15 protein-coding genes are annotated in these 15,693 nt (G+C 72.1%); 7 read left to right on the top strand and 8 right to left on the bottom strand.

The window, feature by feature from the left end:
- Window positions 1–240: 240 nt before the first annotated feature.
- Window positions 241–897: a hypothetical protein gene (locus ACWEMJ_RS20605; RefSeq protein WP_452138519.1), complete on the bottom strand. Its 657-nt coding sequence runs from the start codon at window positions 895–897 to the stop codon at window positions 241–243.
- A gap of 308 nt (window positions 898–1,205) precedes the next feature.
- On the opposite strand from ACWEMJ_RS20605, the gene ACWEMJ_RS20600 reads away from it, so the two are divergent.
- On the top strand, window positions 1,206–2,672 hold the full coding sequence (locus ACWEMJ_RS20600) for a glycoside hydrolase family 6 protein (protein ID WP_452138518.1): 1,467 nt from the start codon (window positions 1,206–1,208) through the stop codon (window positions 2,670–2,672).
- A 94-nt stretch (window positions 2,673–2,766) separates the two neighbouring features.
- On the opposite strand, the gene ACWEMJ_RS20595 is transcribed toward ACWEMJ_RS20600, so the two are convergent.
- The 3 genes from ACWEMJ_RS20595 to ACWEMJ_RS20585 form a co-directional block, all read right to left on the bottom strand.
- Window positions 2,767–3,153, bottom strand: a complete 387-nt coding sequence (locus ACWEMJ_RS20595; RefSeq protein WP_452138517.1) for a hypothetical protein — start codon at window positions 3,151–3,153, stop codon at window positions 2,767–2,769.
- Entirely contained in the window at window positions 3,150–3,671 is a 522-nt protein-coding gene (locus ACWEMJ_RS20590) for a hypothetical protein (protein WP_452138516.1), read from the bottom strand. The genes ACWEMJ_RS20595 and ACWEMJ_RS20590 overlap by 4 nt, the downstream gene beginning before the upstream one ends.
- Before the next feature lie 151 nt (window positions 3,672–3,822).
- Complete coding sequence (locus ACWEMJ_RS20585) at window positions 3,823–5,169, bottom strand: APC family permease (protein ID WP_452138515.1); 1,347 nt, start codon at window positions 5,167–5,169, stop codon at window positions 3,823–3,825.
- A gap of 105 nt (window positions 5,170–5,274) precedes the next feature.
- On the opposite strand from ACWEMJ_RS20585, the gene ACWEMJ_RS20580 reads away from it, so the two are divergent.
- From ACWEMJ_RS20580 to ACWEMJ_RS20560, 5 genes are all read left to right on the top strand, one after another.
- The gene (locus ACWEMJ_RS20580) at window positions 5,275–5,769 is read left to right on the top strand and encodes an Lrp/AsnC family transcriptional regulator (protein ID WP_452138514.1); all 495 of its coding nucleotides are present in this window, start codon (window positions 5,275–5,277) and stop codon (window positions 5,767–5,769) included.
- 175 nt (window positions 5,770–5,944) lie between these two features.
- On the top strand, window positions 5,945–6,586 hold the full coding sequence (locus ACWEMJ_RS20575) for an HNH endonuclease family protein (RefSeq protein ID WP_452138513.1): 642 nt from the start codon (window positions 5,945–5,947) through the stop codon (window positions 6,584–6,586).
- A gap of 854 nt (window positions 6,587–7,440) precedes the next feature.
- Window positions 7,441–8,718: a transglycosylase family protein gene (locus tag ACWEMJ_RS20570; protein WP_452138512.1), complete on the top strand. Its 1,278-nt coding sequence runs from the start codon at window positions 7,441–7,443 to the stop codon at window positions 8,716–8,718.
- Between the two features lie 144 nt (window positions 8,719–8,862).
- Window positions 8,863–10,290 carry a hypothetical protein gene (locus ACWEMJ_RS20565; protein ID WP_452138511.1) on the top strand — a complete coding sequence of 476 codons (1,428 nt, stop codon included), beginning with the start codon at window positions 8,863–8,865 and terminating at the stop codon, window positions 10,288–10,290.
- A 205-nt stretch (window positions 10,291–10,495) separates the two neighbouring features.
- Window positions 10,496–11,071, top strand: coding sequence for a hypothetical protein (locus ACWEMJ_RS20560; RefSeq protein ID WP_452138510.1), 576 nt, complete (start codon window positions 10,496–10,498; stop codon window positions 11,069–11,071).
- Between the two features lie 143 nt (window positions 11,072–11,214).
- Here the strand turns inward: ACWEMJ_RS20560 and ACWEMJ_RS20555 are convergent, their stop codons facing one another.
- Together ACWEMJ_RS20555 and ACWEMJ_RS20550 are read right to left on the bottom strand one after the other, a co-directional pair.
- Window positions 11,215–11,562 (bottom strand): DUF1330 domain-containing protein, encoded by a 348-nt coding sequence (locus ACWEMJ_RS20555; protein WP_452138509.1) that lies wholly within the window; start codon window positions 11,560–11,562, stop codon window positions 11,215–11,217.
- Window positions 11,563–11,685: 123 nt separating this feature from the next.
- Window positions 11,686–12,057 carry a hypothetical protein gene (locus tag ACWEMJ_RS20550; protein WP_452138508.1) on the bottom strand — a complete coding sequence of 124 codons (372 nt, stop codon included), beginning with the start codon at window positions 12,055–12,057 and terminating at the stop codon, window positions 11,686–11,688.
- A 143-nt stretch (window positions 12,058–12,200) separates the two neighbouring features.
- Here ACWEMJ_RS20550 and ACWEMJ_RS20545 point away from each other — a divergent pair, with 143 nt between their 5' ends.
- Complete coding sequence (locus ACWEMJ_RS20545) at window positions 12,201–13,859, top strand: alkaline phosphatase D family protein (protein WP_452138507.1); 1,659 nt, start codon at window positions 12,201–12,203, stop codon at window positions 13,857–13,859.
- 44 nt (window positions 13,860–13,903) lie between these two features.
- Here ACWEMJ_RS20545 and ACWEMJ_RS20540 read toward each other — a convergent pair whose 3' ends face one another.
- Entirely contained in the window at window positions 13,904–14,686 is a 783-nt protein-coding gene (locus tag ACWEMJ_RS20540; protein WP_452138506.1) for an ABC transporter permease, read from the bottom strand.
- Window positions 14,683–15,672: an ATP-binding cassette domain-containing protein gene (locus tag ACWEMJ_RS20535; RefSeq protein ID WP_452138505.1), complete on the bottom strand. Its 990-nt coding sequence runs from the start codon at window positions 15,670–15,672 to the stop codon at window positions 14,683–14,685. The genes ACWEMJ_RS20540 and ACWEMJ_RS20535 overlap by 4 nt, the downstream gene beginning before the upstream one ends.
- Between the last annotated feature and the right edge of the window lie 21 nt (window positions 15,673–15,693).

Genomic DNA, 15,693 nt, shown 5'->3' with positions numbered 1-15,693 from the left:
AGGCAGTCGAGGCCGCGACCGGGCCCTGAGACAGGCAGGCAGGCAGGGGCCTGGGGGGCGGGCACGGTGTGCCTCGGCGAGATCGTCGTGGTGGCAGTCGCCTTCCACGACGGCTACGGGCCGGTGCTTTTTGCGCTCTTCTGCGCGCCGGTGGTCGGTGTGGTGGCAGCAGTGCACGATGGGGGACGTCCTGGGACGTACGAACTCTCGCCCGTGGTTGGCGGCCGAGGGGCCTGCCGATCACGTACCTGGCTGTTGACCGTTCCGGGCCGTCCGCCGTTCCGGGTGGGGGCCGGTGGTGCGGCGCGTACGGGTGCGGCTGAGGGCCCAGCCGGTGAGGGGGACGGCCATCAGGAGGCCCGTCGCGGTGTCGACGCGGGCCGTCCAGCGCTGGTGGGCGGTGCTGGGGAGGGCGCCGAGTTCGGTGTGGACGTGGCCGGTCGGGTCGGTGGTGACGGTGACGGTCTGGCCGACGCGGTAGGAGGAGCCGAGGCGGCCGTCGACGAGGTCGGTGATCGGTGGGCCGTCGAGGGCCTCCAGGGTCAGGCGCGGGTAGCTGTTGTTGTCGGCGTCCCATTCCGTGGTGACGCGGGTGACCCGGGCGTGCTGTTCGAGGCCGTGGTCGCGCAGTGCCCGTACGTCCAGCAGGTGGCTGTGGGCGAAGAGCATGACGACGGCGAGCACGGCGAGCGCGACCGTCCAGCCCGTCGGGTCGCGCCGGGCGGCCGGCCAGGCGGCGAGCGCGATGAACAGGGCGGAGATCAGCACGGCGGGAACGACGATCTGGAGGCCGAACCGGTAGGAGAGGCCCGCCAGTTCGCGGACGCCGAAGAACACGGCCGCCCAGAGCAGCGCCGCCAGCACCGCGTACCCGACCGCCCGCCCCGCCGTGCGCATCGTCCGCCTCCCCGCTCCGCCCCGCGAGACGGGTCCACCGTACGCGTCCGGCCCGTCACCACCGGAAAGTTACAGGCGGGCGGCCGAGGCGTGAAGGCCTGCGGCGGGGGAGAAAACGTGCAGGTCGTGGCGCGGGGGAGGGCGTCAACCCGGCCGGGCGGTAGGGGAGTTCACGGTGCGCGGAGGCTGCCGTCGGGGGAGGTCCGGCCGCTACCATCGGCCGAGCCCGCTGCGGGAGCGCTCCCACGACGACGGTCTCCGCATCGGCCCCGGTCAGCCCGCCCCACCCGAGAGCCCCGGAGGACACCGTGCACACCCCCGACCGCCACCGGCGCAGCACCGTCCCGCCGCTCCCCGCCGACCCGGCCGCCCGACCCGCCCCGCAGCCCTCCCGTCGGGCCGCCGCGCTCGCGCTCGCCGCCACGGCGACCGCGTTCGGCCTGGTGGCCGGCCTGCAGGGCGGTGCCGACGCCGCCGTGCAGGGCAGCCTGCCGGCCGGCACCCAGTTCTACCGGGACCCGGCGTCGCAGGTCGTCAAGTGGGTGGCCGCCAACCCCGGCGACTCCCGGACGCCGGTGATCTCCAAGCGGATCGCCAGCCAGCCGCAGGGCATCTGGTTCAGCAACTACCGCCCGGCGACGGTCACTTCGGACGTCCGCGCGGTGACGTCCGCCGCCGAGCAGGCCGGGCGGACGCCCGTGCTGGTCGCCTACGCCATCCCCAACCGGGACTGCGGCGGCGCGTCCGCCGGCGGCGCGCCCGACCTCGCCTCGTACGACGCCTGGGCCGCCAAGTTCGCTGCCGGGCTGGGCAGTTCACGCTCGATCGTGGTGCTCGAACCGGACTCGATCGCGCTCACCACCTGCCTCAGCGCCCAGCAGCAGAGCGACCGCTTCGCCTCGCTGGCGCGCGCCGTCACCGCCATCCACACGGCCAGCCCGGCCACCAAGGTGTACCTCGACGGCGGGCACTCCACCTGGAACTCCGCCACCGAGCAGGCCAACCGGCTGCGCGCCGCCGGGGTGCTGAACGCCGACGGGTTCTTCACCAACGTGTCGAACTTCAACACCACGGCGGGGGAGACCGCGTTCGCCCGCAACGTGCTCTCCGCGCTCGGCAACCCCGGCAACCTGCACGCCGTCATCGACACCAGCCGCAACGGCAACGGCCCGGCGGGCAGCACCTGGTGCGACCCGTCCGGGCGTGCGATCGGCAACTACCCGACGGCCAGTACCGGCGACAGCGCCGTCGACGCCTTCCTGTGGATCAAGCCGCCGGGCGAGGCGGACGGCTGCGCGGCCGCCGCCGGGACGTTCGTGCCCGACATCGCCTACCAACTGGCGCTCAACGCACCCGACCCGAGCAGCCCGCCGGCCACGCAGCCGCCCACCTCGCAGCCGCCGACGAGTCAGCCGCCCACGTCGCAGCCGCCGACGAGCCAGCCGCCGAGCGGGGGCGCGTCGTGCTCGGTCGCGTACCGGGCGAACTCCTGGAGCGGGGGCTTCACCGCCGACATCACCGTGAAGAACACCGGCAGCGCCACCATCTCCGGCTGGAAGCTCGCCTGGACGTTCCCCGGCGACCAGCGGATCACCAGCGCCTGGAACGCCACTGTCACCCAGAGCGGGGCCGCCGTCACCGCCGCCGACCAGGGCTTCAACGGCACCCTGGCGGCCGGCGCGTCCACCGCGTTCGGCATCCAGGCCACCTATGGCAGCAACAACACCGCCCCGAGCGCCTTCACCCTGAACGGCTCCGCCTGCACCACCTCCTGACGCCACGGCCCCCGGCCCCGCCCACCCCCTCGGGTCGGCGGGGCCACGGCGCTGCGCGCGGCCGTAGGCGTCTTCGGCGGAGCAATTCCCGTTCTCAGGGCCGGAGTTGGACGGCCGTCACCATCACATAGCCGACCAGCAGCCCGAACAGGCACACCGCTGTCACGTAGCGCGGCGTGAACGGCAGCCCCGCGAGCGACGGATACAGCAGGACCGCGCCGCCGGCCGCCAGGTCTGCTAGGTAGAGGCCGTCCGGGGGCACGATGCCGGTGCTGTGGGCGGCCCAGCCGGTGGCGATCAGGAAGCCGGTGAGGAGGGTGAAGCCGGACAGCAGGCCGGAGCCGATCGCGCCCAGGGCGGGATGCGGGTCCGGCGGCGGCTCGCCCTCGGGCGTCCGCGGGCGGAGCCGGTGGGCCATGGCGAGCGCGCCGACGGCGAGGGTCATCGCGGACAGTGCGCCGAGCAGCGGAGAGGGATTCATCGGCTCCTCCTGGAGAACGCGAGATGCTGCCCGGCCAGCGCGGCGAGCGCCGCCGGGAGCAGAACGGTGAGCACCAGCACGGTCGCCCACACCGACGGCTCGATCGCCGCGGCGGGGGCCGCCGGTGCGGCAGGTGGCGGCGGGGCGGCGACGGCCGTCGAGGCGGTCGGGGTGGCGGCGGGGCGCGACTCGACGACGGCCGGTGGGGCGGGAGCGGCGGAGGGCGGACGGGAGACCGCCCCGGTCGCGGGGGAGGGGGAGGAGGACTGACGCGGCGTCGACGGCAGCGCGGCGGGCGTCGCCACCGCGGGAGTCGGTGCGGCGGACGGCGTCGGCGACGGGCTGGGGGTGGGGGTGGGGGTGGGGGACGGGCTGGGCGAGGCGCTCGGGCAGTGCCAGGAGGGGTGCGGGTCGGGCGGCGGCCACGGCGGACGGGGCAGCGGTGGGAACGACGGGAAGGTCGGGAACGACGGGAACGACGGGAAGGGCGGCGGGAAGGCGCCTGGGGCGGGGTCCATTGCCCGATCCTCGGGCCGCCGCCACCCGGCCCGACACCCGTCCCCGCCCAAACCCCACCAGGCGGTGAACCACCCGCCGCCCGGGCCGGAATGCCCGCGCGAGGACGGGCCGTCAGTTCGACCCCGGCCAGGCAGGCGCCGCCCGGACCGGTCAGCGCGTCCCCGCCTCCACCCCGACGCCGGCACCGGCCCCGCTGTCGGCACCGGCCCCGCCGCCGTCCGCCGCGCCCCGCCCGTCCGTACGCCGCCCGTCCGTACGCCGCCCGTCCGTACGCCGCCCCTCCGCACGCCGTCCGAGGAATGCCCCCGCCAGGGCCACCGCCGCGGCGGCGAGGACCGGCCAGCCGGTGCCGAGGGTCAGGGCCAGTACGGCGGGGCAGCAGATCAGGGCGGCCAGCCGGGGCAGGCCGTCCAGGATCCGGATCGCGGCGGCCGTGCAGGCCAGGTAGACGGTCAGGAAGAGCGCCGTCGGCACGGCCACCAGCTGCGAGGTCGTCAGGACGCCCGAGCCGACCAGGGCGATCAGCGGGCCGCCGGTCAGCGCCGTGGTCGCCAGCACCGCGTACGAGCCGCGACGGCCGGGGGCGGGGGTGGGCAGCAGCAGTGCCTCAAGGAGCTCGGCGGCGCCCGCCAGGTAGGTGTTGGTGGCGGCGAGGGTGAGCACAAGTGCCGCGCCGGCGGCCAGAATTCGGCCCTGGTCGCCGATCGCGGCGCGCAGCAGGTCGGCCAGCGGGACGGCGCCGCCCGCGCCCGGGCCGAGCACCGCGACGGTGGCCGCGCCCAGGCCGAGGCAGAGCAGCGACGTCACCACGAAGGCGATCAGCACCACGCGGCGCAGCTGGCGGCGCGGGTCTCGCAGCCGGGTGGTCAGCGAGGCCGCGGCCTCCCAGCCGACGAAGGCGAACATCAGCGGCGGCGCGGCGCGCGCCACGCCCGCCCAGCCGTACGGCAGGAACGGCGTCCAGTGGGCGGCCCGGGCGTGCGGGGCGGAACCGAGCACCGCGAACAGCACCAGCGCCACCAGCACGGACACCAGCGCCAGTTGGAGCCCCGCGCCGGTGCGCACCCCGAACAGCCGGACCGCCAGCACCAGCCCCAGCACCACCAGGCCCGCCCGGACGGCCGTCGACTCGCCTGCGCCCAGCGCCGCCGCCGCGTAGCTGCCGCCGATCAGCGAGACCACCGGCGCGCCCGCCACCACGCCCGCCAGGAAGCACCAGGCGGCGGCCCGCCCGGCCCGCTCGCCCAGGCCGGCGGCGGTGTACCCGGCGACGCCGCCGGTCGAGCCGACCCGGGTGCCCAGCGCGCAGAACACCGCGGCGATCAGACCCGACAGCACCAGCAGCGCCAGCCACGCCAACAGGGAGGCCGGGCCGGCGGCGCGGGCCGCCAGCCCCGGGAGCAGCAGCAGGCTGGGGCCCAGCAGGGCCCCGATGTACAGGGCGGACGCCCCGGCGGTGGACAGGTGGGAAAGGCTCTCGGCGCTCTTCTCGGACATGCGGCGATTGTGGCCCCGACCGCGCGGCACGCGATGGCGAATTTCGCCGTCCCGGCTGCCCGGAACGGCAGAATCCACCGCGCCACGGCCGCTAGGGTGCACGGCATGCCGAGCCAGCAGTACGACCGCATCGACCGTGCCATCCTGGACCACCTCCAGCGCCACGGCCGCACCGCCAACGTCGATCTCGCCGAGGCCGTCCGGCTCTCCCCGTCCTCCGCGCTGCGCCGCACCAAGGCGCTGGAGGCGGACGGGGTGATCGCCGGGTACCGGGCCGAACTCGACCGGGAGCGCGTCGGGTTGGGCCTGACGGTGTTCGTCTCGTTGCGGGTCGAGCAGCACTCGCGGGAGACCTCGCGGCAGATCGAACGGGCACTGACCGAGATCCCGTCGGTGGTGGCCTGCCACGTGGTTTCCGGCGAGGCGGACTTCCTGGTCGAGATCGCGGTGCCGGACCTGGCCACCTACGAACTGGTGCTGCTGGACGAGATCCTGGCGATCGGTCCGGTCCGCGACGCCCGGTCCACGTTCGCGATCCGCACCATCCGCTCCCGGGGGCCGCTGCCGCTCGACCGCTGGCCCGCCGCGCGCGGACGCTGAGCCGGTGTCCTGCGCCTCACGGGCTTGATGATGAACCTTCACATTCCGGCCGGGACGGCCACCGGACGGTAATCCAATCTTCACGGCCGGGATCTACCCGCATAGATCCCGGCCTGCCACGCTGGCTCGGCACCGCAACTCCCTTGCCCCGCACCGAGTCCAGGAGCCCCCCGTCGTGACGAACCGTTTCCTCCGCCGTTTCGCCACCCTCGCCGCCACCGCCGTCGTCGCCGCCGGAGCCGTCACGGCGAGCACCGGCACCGCCGAGGCCGCCCTGCCCACCCCCGTCTCCGCCGCCACCGCCCGCGGCTACCTGGCCCAGCTCGCCGTCAAGGCCGAGGACCGCACCGGCTACAACCGCGACCTCTTCCCCACCTGGATCACCATCTCCGGCACCTGCAACACCCGGGAGACCGTCCTCAAGCGCGACGGCTCCAACGTGGTCACCGACGCCAACTGCGCCGCCACCTCCGGCACTTGGGTCTCCGCGTACGACGGCGTCACGATCACCGCCGCCTCCGGCCTGGACATCGACCACATAGTCCCGCTCGCCGAGGCCTGGGACTCCGGCGCCTCCGCCTGGACCACCGCCCAGCGCCAGGCCTTCGCCAACGACGTCACCCGGCCCCAGCTCCTCGCCGTCAGCGCGAGCAGCAACCGCTCCAAGGGCGACAAGGATCCGGCCGAGTGGCTGCCGGCCGTCACTTCCTACCGCTGCACCTACGTCCGCGCCTGGGTGCAGGTGAAGTACTACTACAACCTGTCCGTCGACAGCGCCGAGAAGACGGCCCTCGGCACCATCCTGGCCGGCTGCTGACCCCCCCTCCCGCCGGGCCGGGCCACCAGAACCCGGCCCTGGCGGACCAGCGTTGTGGGTCACCCTGACACGGTGTCAGCGATACGTCCGGCCGAGACAGGGGTTGGTGGGGGGCGCCAGTGAGGCGCTGAAGGTGGAACGGGGCGATGCGGGCCTCGCGCATTGAAGGCGCCTTCAGGCTGCTGTGCCGGTGGTGTCAGCCCGTTCCACCGGACAACGGTTCGGTAACGGATGATCGATGCGCCCCGCCAAGGCCTTGGCGTGGATTCGGGTGCCCAATGTCGTGGCAAATATTGATACTTGAGTGCCAGTCAGCTTCTGTTTCCTTGGGGTCGAAGAGGTGGAGTTGTTCCTATTTGGCGAGAACGTATGTCTAGAAATCAGGTGATAGAAGCTCTTGGTCGCGTTTGCTCATCTCTGCTGGCTGATCGCCCGTCATCGGCGGTTTGCGAGCCACAGGCGAATTGGCGAACTGGCTTGTCTGCCGGATATATATGACTGCCGGTCATCAGATTTCTTCTGGAGGTTCGAGTGCTGACGACTTTCCGTGGCGCGGGGCTGCTGTGCACGCTCGGGGCTACCGTGCGCTCACCTCTGCCGAAGTGCCTTTGTCGCCCGCCGGCACCGGAAAACTGCTGACCATCCGTCATTCACTGGTCAAAACCCGATCCGGGCCGCGTCGTGCGGCCATCGGACTTTGAGCTTCCGTGGTGCAGGCCGAAGCACCTGGCGAGCAAAGCCTCCCACCTCGGACGGTCACCGTGCCGACGCCGGCGATCTGGCAGACCGTCACTGTTCAGGCTGCGCAACCAGTGCCGACGACGCACTGACTATCACTTCAGAGAGTATTCGTTATGACCCTCACCACCACCAACACCCGTACGAACTCCACACGCACACTCACGGCAGCCGCCGCGATCCTGTGCCTTGCTGCCCCTCTGCTGGCTGCGGGCCAGGCTTCGGCCGCCTCGGTAGCCACTTGGGACAAGGTCGCCCAGTGCGAGAGCGGCGGGAACTGGAGCATAGACACCAACAACGGCTACTACGGCGGCCTGCAGTTCAACAAGGCCACCTGGCAGGCATACGGGGGGAGCTTCTACGCCCCGACCGCCAACCTGGCAACCAAACAGCAGCAGATCCTCGTCGCGGAGAAGGTGCTGGCGAAGCAGGGCCAGTCGGCCTGGCCGACGTGCGGGCCTGCGGCGGGACTTGGGGCGGACACCGCGAACCCCTACCCCGGCGACAACCCCACCCCCTCCGGCCCGTCCGCAGAGACTCCGCACGTGGCCAGGGTATTTGCCTTGGGTGCGGACAACCGCATCTACGAGAAGGACGGCGACTACAGTGCCCGCACCTGGACGAACTTCGCCCTGGTGGACGGCACGGCCGGCTTCAAGCAGGTGACCAGCGCGGTGGTCGGCAACGCCGTTCACCTGTACACCCTTGGCTCGGACAACCGGGTCTACGAGGACACCGCCGACTACAGCGCCGGCAGGTGGACCGGGTTCGGTCTGGTGGACGGCACGGCCGGCTTCAAGCAGATCACCACCGCAGTGGTCGGAAACGCTGTCCACCTGTACGCACTCGGTTCGGACGACCGGATCTACGAGAACTACGGTGACTACACGAAGGGCAGCTGGACCGGGTTCGGTCTGGTGGACGGCACGGCCGGCTTCAAGCAGATCACCACCGCAGTGACCGGCAACACCGTGCGCCTCTACGCACTCGGTTCGGACGACCGCGTCTACGAGAAGGACGGCGACTACAGCGCCGGCAAGTGGACGAACTTCGCTCTGGTGGACGGTACGGCCGGCTTCAAGCAGATCACCACCGCAGTGGTCGGAAACGCTGTCCACCTGTACGCACTCGGTTCGGACAACCGGGTCTACGAGGACACCGCCGACTACAGCGCCGGCAGGTGGACCGGGTTCGGTCTGGTGGACGGCACGGCCGGTTTCAAGCAGATGACCACCGCGGTGACAGGCAGCTCGCAGGTTCACCTGTTCACCCTCGGCTCGGACGACCGCGTCTACGAGAAGGACGCCGACTACAGCGCCGGCAGCTGGACCAACTTCGGCTTGGTGGACGGGACTGCCGGTTTCAAGCAGATCACCTCCGTCGCCACCAGCTGACCCCGTCCCGTCCGTCGACAGCAGCCGCACGAGCACAGTTCGCGGCACACATCTCACGGCGACCGGCATCACCGCCGCGCCCGGTCCTCGTCGCACAGCCGACGGCTTTCGAACACCCTCCACCACCTCAGGAGCCTTACGACCATGCCGAGCAAGCAGAACACCCTCCGCCGCGCCCTCGCAGCCGTCGTCATCACGTCGGGCCTGATCGGCCCGCTGACGACCACGACCGCCGCCCACGCTGTGGGCACCTCCACCGTGGGCGGCCCGATCACCCGGGCCGAGATCCTGGCCCGCGCCCAGTCCTGGGTCGACGAGCAGGTCCCCTACAGCCAGAGCAGTTCGTGGAGCGACAGCAACGGCAGCTACCGTTCGGACTGCTCCGGCTACGTGTCGATGGCCTGGCACCTCAGCAGCGCGCTGACCACCGTAACCCTGCGGAGCGTGTCCACCGAGCTCAACAGCTACGACGACCTGCAGCCCGGCGACATGCTGGACCGGTACGACAACGGCAGTTACAACATTCACGCCGTGCTCTTCGCGGGTTGGACCGACAGCAGCCACACCACGGCGAACATCTACACCGAATCGACCTGGGGCACCGTCGCCCACGCGACCACGATGTCCAGGTCCGCCATGACCGCCGGGGCCTACGTGCCGTTCCGCTACAACAACGTCGCGTCCGACCCGGCTCCGGCTCCGACCCCGATCGCCGCCAACAACGTCCACCTGTACGGCCTCGGGTCCGACAACCGCGTCTACGACAACTTCGGTAACTACGACAACCACAAGTGGAACGGCTTTGGCCTGGTGGACGGTACCGCCGGCTTCAAGCAGATCACCAGCACGACCACCACGGACAGCACAACGCACGTTTACGCTCTGGGTTCGGACGACCGCGTCTACGAGAACGACGGCAACTACGCCGACGGCACCTGGACCGGGTTCGGTCTGGTGGACGGTACGGCCGGTTTCAAGCAGGTCACTGCGGTGTCGACCGGCAACACCGTGCGGCTGTACGCGCTGGGCTCGGACAACCGGGTCTACGAGAACGACGGTGACTACACGAAGGGCACTTGGACCGGGTTCGGTCTGGTGGACGGTACCGCCGGTTTCAAGCAGATCACCGCCGCCGTGACCGGCAACACCGTGCGGCTGTACGCCCTGGGCTCGGACAACCGGGTCTACGAGAAGGACGGCGACTACAGCGCCGGCAAGTGGACCAACTTCAGTCTTGTCGACGGTACGGCCGGTTTCAAGCAGATCACCGCCGCGGTGACCGCCAACACCGTCCGCCTGTACGCGCTCGGTTCCGACGACCGCGTCTACGAGAACGACGGCGACTACACGAAGGGTGCCTGGAGCGGGTTCGGTCTGGTGGACGGTACGGCCGGTTTCAAGCAGATCACCGCCGTGAAGACCGGCGACAACACCGTGCATCTCTATGCGATCGGCTCCGACGACCGTACCTACGACAACACCGGCGACTACAACGCCCACAAGTGGAACGGCTTCGGTCTGGTGGACGGCACTGCCGGCTGGAAGCAGCTCACCGCCGTGGCCAGCGTCTGACGCTATTGACAGCACGATCGGGAAGGGGTCGCGACACCGCGATGCCACCCGCTCGTTTCGGGCCCTTCCCGCGATACAGGGAAGGGCCCGGTGTGGACTACGAACAGCTCAACTGCGTTGGGTGTCGAGCCAGTTGCTCTGCGTAGTGTGGGTGCGTCGCGGTCGGCAGGGCGCCGCCGCGCCTTCCCCTCGGAGAGGAACACCTATGCCTCGCGCTTTCCGCAACCGCGCGTCCTACGCCGCTCTGGCCGCTGTCGCCTCGCTCGCGCTGTCCGCCGGCGCTCTCGTCGTCGCGCCGACGGCGGCCGACGCCGCCGCCGCCGTGACCGCTTCGTGCTCGGCCTCGGGGCAGGTCCACTTCGATCCGGGCGTGCAGCTGTTCCCGCGCGCCCAGGACGTCACCTACCAGGGCGAGGACGGCTCCTGCAACGACTACAGCGGTCTCGGCCTCACCAGTGCGGCGCTCACCGCCAACTTCGCCGGCGTGACGCTGTCGTGCTTGGCCAGCGGCAGCTCGGGCACCGGGAAGGGCACCGGCCGGATCGACTGGACCGACGCGTTCGGCGGCAGCTACACCAGCACCGTCGACCTGCAGATCGACGGCTCCGCCCTCAACACCGGTCACCTGTCCGGCGCCGTCAGCGGCGGCCTGTTCCAGGGGCACACCTTCACTGCCACCCTGACGACCAGCCTGATCGGCGGCGGGGTCGACTGCACCGTCGGCGCCCCCGCCGGCGGCGTGAAGAACGCCGACTTCACGGGCGACTTCAACATCACCTGATGAGCCGAACGGGCGCCCGCCCGGCAGACGGGAGGCCCCGACCGCCTGCGGCGAGCTGTGCAGCTCGGGCATCCGGTACTTCGGTAGCGGCGCGTCGCGGCACCGGCGGTCGGCCGCCCGGCGCCGGGCCGCCGCCGCCGACGTCACCCGGACCGGTCCTCGCCGGGCGGGGCGAGCCGCTTCGCGGCGCGGTGGCCGGCCCGGACGCCTTCGGCGAGGACGATGTCGGCCACCATGTGGGGCGTGCGCAGCCCCAGGATGTCGCGGTAGGCGGGGGAGTCGTACCAGGCGCGGGCCCGCTCGTAGTCGGGGAACGCGATCACGATCACGCCCTCCCGGCCCCAACTCCCCTCCAGCGTCTCGAACCTGCCGCCGTGGATCAGGTAGTGGCCGCCGAACGGGTCGAGGGTGTCGTCGATGCGCTGCAGGTACTCGACGATGCCGGGGGCGAGCTCGGAGGAGTGGATCTGGGCCAGGACGTACGCGGTCATGGTGCTGCTCCCGGGGAGTCGGAGTCGGGCTGACGCCTCCGACGCTACGCAGCCGCGCTCCGGCGCGAATCGGTCACGTATCGGTCGTGGCCCCGGCCGGAACCGGGCGCGGGCGGTCCGGGGTCAGCAGAACTCGGGCGGGCCCTGAAGGAGTTGGATCCGGACGATCATGTGGATCAGCACCACGGCCAGCAGCGCGAGCAGGAAGCGCCAGCGGCTCCTGCCGCTGTCGGCCACCAGCAGCCCGACGCCGGCCGCCAGCACCAGGAGGAGGAAGGCGGTCGGCAGCTGGAGCAGGACGAAGAAGGCGTTGCCGAAGTCGCTGCCCGGCAGGTCGAGGCACGGGGCCGGGTAGCCGAAGGCCGCCCGGAGCACCTCCTCGCCGCCCTGCCAGGCCACCGGCAGGCAGGCCAGCGTCCACCACAGGCCCAGGCGGGTGGGGCCCCGGCCCGCCCCGTGTTCCGCCCCGGCTGATCCCCCGTCGTTCCCGGCCACCGGCCGACCCCCATGGCTGTGCACCCGGGAACCAATGGTTCGCAGGCGATCCGAATGTCTTGGCGATATCGTGGTGAAGCGTTGACGAATAGTCAACCCGGGCTCTGGACAAGCCCGTTACCCGTGGGTAAATCTCCTGTGCTGTGACCGAACCCACCGCTCCCGCGCCCACCGCCCGCCCCGCGCGCCGCCAGGTCATCCAGGCGGCCGCCCTCACCGCAGGCGCCCTCGCCCTGCCGCTCGCCGCCACCGCCGGCAGCGCGGCCGCCGCCGAGCCCGCCCGCTTCCTGCACGGCGTCGCCTCCGGCGACCCGCTGCCCGACGGCATCCTGCTGTGGACCCGGGTCACCCCCGGGGCCGACGCCGTGCCCGGCTCCGGACTCGGGCCCGACACCGCCGTCCAGTGGCAGCTCGCCACCGACCGGAACTTCACCGCCGTCGCCGCCAGCGGCACCGTCACCACCACCGCCGCCACCGACCACACCGTCAAGGCCGACGTACGCGGCCTGCGCCCCGACACCGCCTACTGGTACCGCTTCCTGGCCGGCGACGCCGTCTCGCCCGTCGGCCGCACCCGCACCGCGCCCGCCGCCGACGCCGCCGTCGACCGGCTGCGCCTGGGCGTCGCGTCCTGCGCCAACTGGGAGGCCGGCTACTTCTCCGCCTACCGCCACCTGGCGGCCCGCGGCGACCTCGACGTGTTCCTGTTCCTCGGCGACTACATCTACGAGTACGCCTCCGGCGCCTACGGCACCCGGGGCACCGTGGTGCGCCCGCACGCCCCCGCGAACGAGATCACCACGCTCGCCGACTACCGCACCCGGCACGGCCGTTACAAGACCGACCAGGACCTGCAGGCGCTGCACGCCGCCGTCCCCACCGTCGCGATCTGGGACGACCACGAGTTCGCCAACGACGCCTGGTCCGGCGGCGCCGAGAACCACACCCCCGGCGCCGAGGGCGACTGGAGCGCCCGGGTCGCCGCCGCGAAGCAGGCCTACTTCGAGTGGATGCCGGTCCGCCCGTCCGTGGCCGGCACCACCTACCGGCGGCTGCGCTACGGCAAGCTCGCCGACCTGCACCTGCTCGACCTGCGCTCGTTCCGCTCGCAGCAGGTCGGCATCGGCAACGGCGACGTGGACGCCGCCGACCGCACCCTCACCGGCCGCGCCCAACTCGACTGGCTGAAGGCCGGTTTGGCGTCCTCCGACACCACCTGGCGGCTGGTCGGCAACGAGGTGATGATCTCGCCCGTCGCGTTCCTGTCGCTGCCGGACTACCTGCTGCGCCCGCTCGCCCAGCTGCTCGGCCTGCCCGGCGAGGGACTGGCCCTCAACACCGACCAGTGGGACGGCTACACCCACGACCGGCGCGAACTGCTCGGCCACCTGAAGGACCGCCACATCACCAACACGGTGTTCCTGACCGGCGACATCCACTCCGCCTGGGCCTGCGACGTGCCGTTCGAGGCCGCCACCTACCCGGCGTCCGGCAGCGCGGCCACCGAGTTCGTGGTGACGTCGGTCAGCTCCGACAACATCGACGACATCCTCAAGGTCGCCCCGCACACGCTGTCGCTGGTGGCCTCCGCCGCGATCCAGGGCGCCAACCGGCACGTCAAGTGGACCGACCTGGACTCGCACGGCTACGGCGTCCTCGACATCACCGCCGAGCGCGCCCAGATGGACTACTACGCGCTGTCCGACCGCACCCGGCCCGACGCCACCACCAAGTGGACCCGCTCCTACCGCACCCTGAGCGGTACCCAGCAGATCGAACGGGTCTACGCCCCCGTGAACTGACCCGGCGCGGGGCCCGGCGACGCACCGCCGGGCCCCCGCGGCGCTCACCGGCCGGGACGGCCGAACAGCCTGCGCGACCAGGCGTAGCCGAGCACCCCGACGCCCGCGCACCAGGCCAGCGACACCCAGCCGTCGGAGCTGACCGCCGAGCCCGACAGCAGGCCGCGCAGCGTCTCCGTCACGGGGGTGAACGGCTGGTACTCGGCGAACTGGCGCAGCCCCGGGGCCATCGAGTCGGCCGGCACGAACGCCGAGCCCAGGAACGGCAGGAACTGGATCATCAGCGGCTTGTTGCTCGCCGACTCCACGGTCTTCGAGATCAGCCCGAGCGCCACCGACAGCCAGGTCACCGCGAGCGCGACCGCCGTCAGCAGCCCCAGCGCCGCCAGCCACTCCAGCGGGCCCGCGTCCGTGCGGAACCCGACCGCCAGCGCCGCCGCGAGGACCAGCAGCACGCCGATCATCGTCTGCGCGACGCTGCCGATCACATGGCCGGTCAGGAACGCGGAGCGGGTGATGTCCATGGTGCGGAAGCGGTTGACGATGCCGCCCGTCAGGTCGGAGCAGATCGCGACCGAGGTGGACATCGAGCCGCCCGCCACGCCCATCACCACGATGCCGGGCACCAGGTAGGACAGGTAGGCGTCGCGTCCGCCGCCGAGGCTCGCGCCGATCGAATCGCCGAAGGCGTAGACGAACAGCAGCAGCATCATGATCGGCATCATCGACTGGCCGACGGTGAGCGCCGGGTAGCGGGCGGCGTGCTTGAGGTTGCGACGCAGCATGGTCAGCGAGTCGTGGGCGGCCAGGGCGAGGGTGCTGCTCATCGGGCGGCCTCCTCGGCCGGTCGGCGGGACGCGGCGGTCCCGGTCAGGGCGAAGAAGACGTCGTCGAGGTCCGGGGTGTGCACGGAGAAGTCGGCGGCGGCGACCCCGGCCGCGTCCAGCCGCTGGACGACGGCGCGCAGCGTGTCCAGTCCGGCGTCGCCGGCCAGCCGCAGGGCGAGGTTCGCGTCGTCGCGGGCGGCGCCCGGGAAGGCGGCCCCGGCCCGCTCGTACCCGGAAGCGTCGGCGAAGCGCAGGCGGACGTGGCTGCCGGGGATGCGGGCCTTGAGCTCGTCGGGGGTGCCCTCGGCGACGATCCGGCCGCCGTCCAGCACGGCGATCCGGTCGGCGAGTCGGTCGGCCTCGTCCAGGTACTGGGTGGTCAGGAAGACCGTGGTGCCGCCCGCGACCAGGCCGCGCACGGTCTCCCACATGGTGCGGCGGCTGCGCGGGTCGAGGCCGGTGGTGGGCTCGTCCAGGAAGATCACCTGCGGGTCGCCGACCAGCGTCATCGCCAGGTCGAGCCGGCGGCGCATCCCGCCGGAGAAGGTCGCGGCGCGTCGGCCGGACGCCTCCGCGATGTAGAAGCGGTGCAGCAACTCCCGTGTGCGCGAACGGCCCTGGGCTCGGGGGATGCGATGGAGGTCGGCCATCAGCAGGAGGTTCTCCTCGGCGGTGAGCAGATCGTCCAGGACGGCGAACTGGCCGGTGACCCCGATCGCCGACCGCACGCCGGCCGGGTCGGCGGCCAGGTCGTGGCCCGCGATCTGCGCGTGCCCGCCGTCGGCGGCGACCAGGGTGGCGAGGATCTCCACGGTGGTGGTCTTGCCCGCGCCGTTCGGCCCGAGCAGGGCGAACACGGTTCCGGCGGGCACGGTCAGGTCGATGCCGTCGAGGACGGTCCGGCTGCCGTAGGACTTGCGCAGGCCGAGGGCGGTGACGGCGGGGGGCGCCGCGCTTCTGGGCGCGGGCATGACAGCTAAGCGCATGTGGGTGCTCTCCGAACGGAT

Source organism: Kitasatospora sp. NPDC004531 (assembly GCF_053602195.1).
This window is presented reverse-complemented; position numbering and strand designations above follow the sequence as displayed.

What these genes read in the sequence shown, in the direction of transcription:
- ACWEMJ_RS20605 (WP_452138519.1), bottom strand. Translation starts at nt 897, where the DNA reads ATGCGCACGGCGGGGCGGGCGGTCGGGTACGCGGTGCTGGCGGCGCTG.
- ACWEMJ_RS20595 (WP_452138517.1), bottom strand. Translation starts at nt 3,153, where the DNA reads ATGAATCCCTCTCCGCTGCTCGGCGCACTGTCCGCGATGACCCTCGCC.
- ACWEMJ_RS20590 (WP_452138516.1), bottom strand. Translation starts at nt 3,671, where the DNA reads ATGGACCCCGCCCCAGGCGCCTTCCCGCCGCCCTTCCCGTCGTTCCCG.
- ACWEMJ_RS20585 (WP_452138515.1), bottom strand. Translation starts at nt 5,169, where the DNA reads ATGTCCGAGAAGAGCGCCGAGAGCCTTTCCCACCTGTCCACCGCCGGG.
- ACWEMJ_RS20580 (WP_452138514.1), top strand. Translation starts at nt 5,275, where the DNA reads ATGCCGAGCCAGCAGTACGACCGCATCGACCGTGCCATCCTGGACCAC.
- ACWEMJ_RS20570 (WP_452138512.1), top strand. Translation starts at nt 7,441, where the DNA reads ATGACCCTCACCACCACCAACACCCGTACGAACTCCACACGCACACTC.
- ACWEMJ_RS20565 (WP_452138511.1), top strand. Translation starts at nt 8,863, where the DNA reads ATGCCGAGCAAGCAGAACACCCTCCGCCGCGCCCTCGCAGCCGTCGTC.
- ACWEMJ_RS20560 (WP_452138510.1), top strand. Translation starts at nt 10,496, where the DNA reads ATGCCTCGCGCTTTCCGCAACCGCGCGTCCTACGCCGCTCTGGCCGCT.
- ACWEMJ_RS20555 (WP_452138509.1), bottom strand. Translation starts at nt 11,562, where the DNA reads ATGACCGCGTACGTCCTGGCCCAGATCCACTCCTCCGAGCTCGCCCCC.
- ACWEMJ_RS20540 (WP_452138506.1), bottom strand. Translation starts at nt 14,686, where the DNA reads ATGAGCAGCACCCTCGCCCTGGCCGCCCACGACTCGCTGACCATGCTG.
- ACWEMJ_RS20535 (WP_452138505.1), bottom strand. Translation starts at nt 15,672, where the DNA reads ATGCGCTTAGCTGTCATGCCCGCGCCCAGAAGCGCGGCGCCCCCCGCC.